At 67.7% G+C, this 5,073-nt stretch carries 4 protein-coding genes; 3 read left to right on the plus strand and 1 reads right to left on the minus strand.

Annotated features, from left to right (window positions below; genetic code table 11):
- The first annotated feature begins 4 nt into the window (after positions 1-4).
- On the plus strand, positions 5-1,474 hold the full coding sequence (locus ACR9ZJ_RS18850; RefSeq protein WP_481288630.1) for an MFS transporter: 1,470 nt from the start codon (positions 5-7) through the stop codon (positions 1,472-1,474).
- 56 nt (positions 1,475-1,530) lie between these two features.
- Positions 1,531-2,718 carry a cation:proton antiporter gene (locus tag ACR9ZJ_RS18855; RefSeq protein ID WP_481288628.1) on the plus strand — a complete coding sequence of 396 codons (1,188 nt, stop codon included), beginning with the start codon at positions 1,531-1,533 and terminating at the stop codon, positions 2,716-2,718.
- Here the strand turns inward: ACR9ZJ_RS18855 and ACR9ZJ_RS18860 are convergent.
- The gene (locus ACR9ZJ_RS18860) at positions 2,657-4,318 is read right to left on the minus strand and encodes a cryptochrome/photolyase family protein (RefSeq protein ID WP_481288629.1); all 1,662 of its coding nucleotides are present in this window, start codon (positions 4,316-4,318) and stop codon (positions 2,657-2,659) included. The genes ACR9ZJ_RS18855 and ACR9ZJ_RS18860 overlap by 62 nt on opposite strands.
- A 118-nt stretch (positions 4,319-4,436) precedes the next feature.
- On the opposite strand from ACR9ZJ_RS18860, the gene ACR9ZJ_RS18865 reads away from it, so the two are divergent.
- Positions 4,437-4,886, plus strand: coding sequence for a glycine zipper 2TM domain-containing protein (locus ACR9ZJ_RS18865; protein ID WP_426287761.1), 450 nt, complete (start codon positions 4,437-4,439; stop codon positions 4,884-4,886).
- The last annotated feature ends 187 nt before the right edge of the window (positions 4,887-5,073 follow it).

The following is a 5,073-nucleotide window of genomic DNA, read 5'->3' on the forward strand; positions in this document are numbered from 1 at the left end:
CGTCATCGCCGCCCCCGAACCCACCGACGTCCACGCCCTACCCACCGACCGCCCGGCACTCGCCCCGGCTGAACCGTCCAGCAAGACGCGCTATCGCGGCCTGATCTGGCTCGTTTCGGCGGCGTTCTTCATGCAGGCGCTGGATTCGACGATCGTCAACACGGCCGTGCCCGCCATCGCGGGCGCGCTCGAGGTGACGCCACAGAGCATGCGCACGGCCCTGACCAGCTACGTGCTGACCCTGGCCATCTTCATCCCGATGAGCCCCTGGTTGTGCGACCGCTTCGGCACGCGCCGCGTGTTCGGCGGCGCGATCCTCGTCTTCGCCCTCGGCTCGCTGCTCTGTGGCGTGGCGCAGAGCCTGCCGCAACTGGTGGCGTCGCGGATCGTCCAGGGCCTGGGCGGCGCCGCGCTGATGCCGGTCGGCCGCTACGTGCTGGTGCGCAGCATCGATCGCCGCGAGTTCGTCAGTTCGATGACCACGGTGGCCACCTTCGGCCTGCTCGGCTCGGTGTTCGGCCCGTTGCTGGGCGGCGCGCTGGTGGAGTTCACCAACTGGCGCCTGATCTTCCTCATCAACGTGCCCGTGGGCCTCGTCGGCCTGCTGCTCAACCGCCGGAAAATGCCGGATTACCGCCTCGACCGCGCGCACCGTTTCGACACCCTGGGCTTCCTGCTCTTCGCCGGAGCCTCGGCACTGTGCCTGATGGCGGCTGAAACGCTCGGTGGCGACGGCGCGGACACCAGACACGGCCTGGCCGTCGCGGGCTACGCCCTGGGCGGCGTGGCGCTGGCCTCGCTTTACGTGCGCCACAGCCGGCGCACCGAATTCCCCGTGAGCGACCTCTCGCTGCTGAAGGTGCGCAGTGTCTGGGTGTCGCTGGCCGGCAACCTGTTCACACGCCTGGGCGTGTCGGGCATGTACCTGTTGCTGGTGCTGTTCCTGCAGATCGGCTGTGGCTGGTCGCCGCTCGCCGCCGGCCTGATGATGGTGCCGCAGGCGATCGGCTCGATCAGCGTCAAGCCCTTCATCGATCGCCTGCTCACCTATTTCGGGTACCGCCGGCTGTTGCTGGGCAACACCATCGCCGTATCGGTGGTGCTGTGTTCCTTCGCCCTGCTCACGCCGGACTCGCCACCGTGGGTGATCGTCGCCTTCGTCTACGTGTATGGCGCGGTGATGTCGCTGCAGTACACCTCGATGAACACGCTAGCCTACGTCGACCTCGACGTGAAATACGCTTCCATGGCCTCGTCGATGGCCTCGACCGCGCAGTACCTGTCGATGAGCTTCGGCATCGCCCTGGCATCGCTGCTGATGGGCGGTTTCCTCGCCTCGCATAATGCCCAGGGCTACGTGTGGGCCTTCCGCTGGTCGGTCATCGTGCTCGGCCTGATCACCCTGGCCGCGAGCTGGATATTCGGGCGACTGCGCGATACGCGATCGGCGAAGGCTGCGGAAACGACTTCATAGAGGTTACCCTCAAGGACACCGCGCCTTCCTTCGCGGCTTCGATCTGGACCGATCCCATGCATGACTCCGCCGGCATCCTGCTGACCCTGTTCATCATCTTCGTCGCCGCGCAGATTGGCGGCGAGATCGCGCAGCGCCTGCGCCTGCCCTCCGTGGTGGGCGAAATCGCCGCCGGCTGCGCCGTGGGACCCTCGGCGCTGGGCTGGGTGACCCTTCCCGATATCGCCACCGGCACGCCGCTGGATGTGCTCGCCGAGATCGGCGTCATCCTGCTGCTGTTCTCGGTGGGCCTGGAAACCCGGCTCGACGACCTGAAGAAGGTCGGCACCAGCGCCTTCCTCGTCGGCGTGCTGGGGGTGGTCATCCCGTTCGCCCTCGGCTCGCTGTGGGCGCATGGCTCCGGTTTCGACTGGATTCGTTCCATGTTCGTCGCCGCCGCCTTCGTCGCCACCTCGGCCGGCATCACCGCACGGGTGTTGCAGGAACTGGGCGTGCTGCAACGGCGGGAGGCCCGCATCATCCTCGGCGCGGCGGTGATCGACGACATCCTCGCGATGCTCCTGCTCGGCGTGGTGTCGTCCCTTCAGGGCGGTGGCGCCGTCGACGTCGGCAGCCTGGTCGGCACCTTGCTCGGCGCGATCGGCTTTGTCGCGGTGATCGGTTGGGGCGGCGCGCGCGTGATGCGTCGTGGCTCGGGCTGGCTCGACAAGCCCAGCAATCCGATGTCGCCGCTGGCGATCGTGCTCGCGCTGTGCCTGGGCCTGGCCTTCCTCTCGATGAAGTTCCACCTCGCGGCCATCATCGGCGCCTTCCTGGCGGGCATGATCGCGTCGGAGACCAGCCAGCGCCACCAGCTGGAGGAACAGACCGCGCCCCTGCTCGCCTTCCTCACGCCGTTCTTCTTCGTCGTCACCGGCGCCAAGGTGAACCTCGCCGAGCTGGGCAGCGCCAGCGCGCTGTGGATGCTCGCCGTCGTCACCGTCATCGCCATCGTCTCGAAGCTCGCCGGTGGTTTCCTCGGCGCGATCACGCTCGGCAAGCGCGGCGCGACCATCGTGGGCTTCGGCATGGTTCCGCGCGGCGAGGTCGGCGTGGTGATCGCCAGCCTGGGGCTTGCGGCTGGCGTGTTCGACGAACGGATCTACGCGGTGATCGTGGCGATGTCGCTGTTGACCGCCATGATCACGCCACCGGTGCTGGCCCTGCTCCTGCGCGACCGCCGGACATCGATCGGTAAGCCGTGAGCGCGCTGTCGCGCGACGACTTGAGGTCGACGATCGGCGGTGGGTAGCCGGAGCTTTCCAGGAAGGCCTCGTCCTCCCATGGCGCGTGGACGAGCCGCCCGGGTGCCTTTGCCAACTCGGGTACCCAGCGGCGGATATAGGCACCTTCCGGATCGAATTTCTCCGATTGGGTCACCGGATTGAAGATCCGGAAGTACGGCGCGGCATCCGCGCCGCTACCGGCCACCCACTGCCAGCCCATGGCGTTGTTGGCGAGGTCGGCGTCGACCAGCGTGTCCCAGAACCACTTCTCGCCGAGCACCCAGTGCTGGCGCAGGTTCTTCGTCAGCAAGCTCGCCACGAGCATGCGCACGCGGTTGTGCATCCAGCCTGTCGCCCAGAGTTCGCGCATGCCGGCATCGACGATGGGAATGCCGGTGTGTCCCCGTTGCCAGCGGCGAAGCGCGTGCGCGTCGGGCTTCACCCAGTGGAAGGCGTCGAACGTCGGATTGAAGTTTTCCTTCGGCGTCCTCGGAAAGTGGTAGAGCAGGTGGTGGGCGAACTCGCGCCAACCCAGCTGGCGCAGGTAGGGCTCGATGTCGACGGCCTTCCGCTGCCCGGCCGCATGCGAACGCAGCCCCGCGGCCACCTGCGCCGGCGAGATCTCGCCCCAGTGCAGGTGCGGCGACAAACGCGAGGTGCCATGGCGTGCCGGAAGGTCGCGGCCTTCGACGTAGTGGCCGACCGCGTCGTCGGCGAAAAGCGCGAGCAACTCGTGCGCCCCCTTTTCACCCGGCGTCCATCCCGCAAACCCCCGCGCCCAGTCGCGCTTCGGCAGCAAGCCGAGATCCGCCACGTCCAGCGGACCGTCCCGCAGGAGCCGCCCGTGTGGGAGCCGCCCCGCCTGTGGGAGCCACCCCTCTTGTGGGAACCGTCCCTCTTGTGGGAGCCGCTTCAGCGGCGATCCCGCGGCAGCGGGCAACGGTACCTCAAGCACCCATCGCCGCTGAAGCGGCTCCCACAGGAAGGGCCTCCCCAAGGGTGACTTCCCCAAGGGAGGCCTCTCCAAGGGAGGCCTCTCCAAGGGCGGCTTCACCAAGGGCAGATTTCCCAGGGGCGGTTCCGGCAGAACCTCGATCTCGTCGATTCGCGTGCGCACGTTCCGCCAGAACGGCGTGAACACCCGATACGGTTCGCCTTGCTTCGTCGCCACATCCCACGGCTCGACCCAAAGCGCCGCGTTGAACGACTTCACCTCGATGCCATCGCCCTCCAGCGCATGCCTGACAGCCTTGTCGCGCCGGATAGCCTCTGGTTCGTACAGGCGGTTGAAGTAGACGGCGGCGGCACCGGTGGCCTCGATGGCGGCACGGAGCCCGTCGATGCTGCGCCCACCGAGGATCTCGAGCCGACCCCCATGCCTCGCCAGCGATGCATCCAGCGCCTCCAGGGAATGATGCAGCCACCAGCGGCTGGCCGCGCCCGGCGCCCATTCGCCCTCCTCCTCGGGGGCATGCACGTATAAGGCAACGACGTGCCCGTGCCTCCTCGCGGCCTCGGTGAGCGCGGGATTGTCCGAGAGACGGAGGTCACGACGAAACCAGACGATGGCGGTACTCATCGGCGTAGTATCCATGCGACGCGTGAAATGAGAATTGCGCTCGATCTCCGTTCAGTCGACATGCTTAGACTGGTGTCGCTGACGGCCACCTCCCATCGGTCGTCCCTAAGGAGCTTCCATGAACATCAAGACCGTCCTCGGCCTCCCGCTGGCCGCCCTGCTCGCAAGCGCTGTCGTCGCCCCCGTATCGGCCGCCACGCTGACGCGCAGCGACGGCATCTACGTGCGTTGCGACCAGTGCGGCGTGGTCCAGAGCATCGAACACAACGTCACCGCCGGCCGCGACCACGGCACCGCGGGCGCGGTGATCGGTGCCATCGCCGGCGGCGTGCTCGGCAACCAGGTCGGCAAGGGCAAGGGCAAGACCCTCGCCACCGTCGGCGGCGCGGTGGGCGGCGGCTTCGCCGGCAACGCGATCGGCAAGGGCGGCGGCAGCGACACCTACACCCTGCGCCTGAAGATGGGCACCGGCGGCTACACCAACGTGCAGGTCAAGGACGCTTCGGCGATCCGCGAAGGCGACATCGTGGTCGTCGACGAACAGGGCAACGTCTCGCGCGTGCAGTAAGCGCCGCCAGTCACTTGGTGTGGTGAGAAGCCGGTCCGCAAGGGCCGGCTTTTTTTGTCGAGTGCCGACCCTGGTGGGAGCCCACCTTGTGGGAGTGCCGAATGTGTGGGAGCCGACTTGGTGGGAGCCGACCTTGTCGGCGATCCCGCGGCAGCGGGCCAGGTTGAGGCAAGCACCCATCGCCGAC

The organism is Luteibacter sp. KNZ12-1A, assembly GCF_056755675.1.

Coding starts and splice junctions, on each gene's coding strand:
- ACR9ZJ_RS18860 (WP_481288629.1), bottom strand. CDS start 4,318: ATGAGTACCGCCATCGTCTGGTTTCGTCGTGACCTCCGTCTCTCGGAC.
- ACR9ZJ_RS18865 (WP_426287761.1), top strand. CDS start 4,437: ATGAACATCAAGACCGTCCTCGGCCTCCCGCTGGCCGCCCTGCTCGCA.
- ACR9ZJ_RS18855 (WP_481288628.1), top strand. CDS start 1,531: ATGCATGACTCCGCCGGCATCCTGCTGACCCTGTTCATCATCTTCGTC.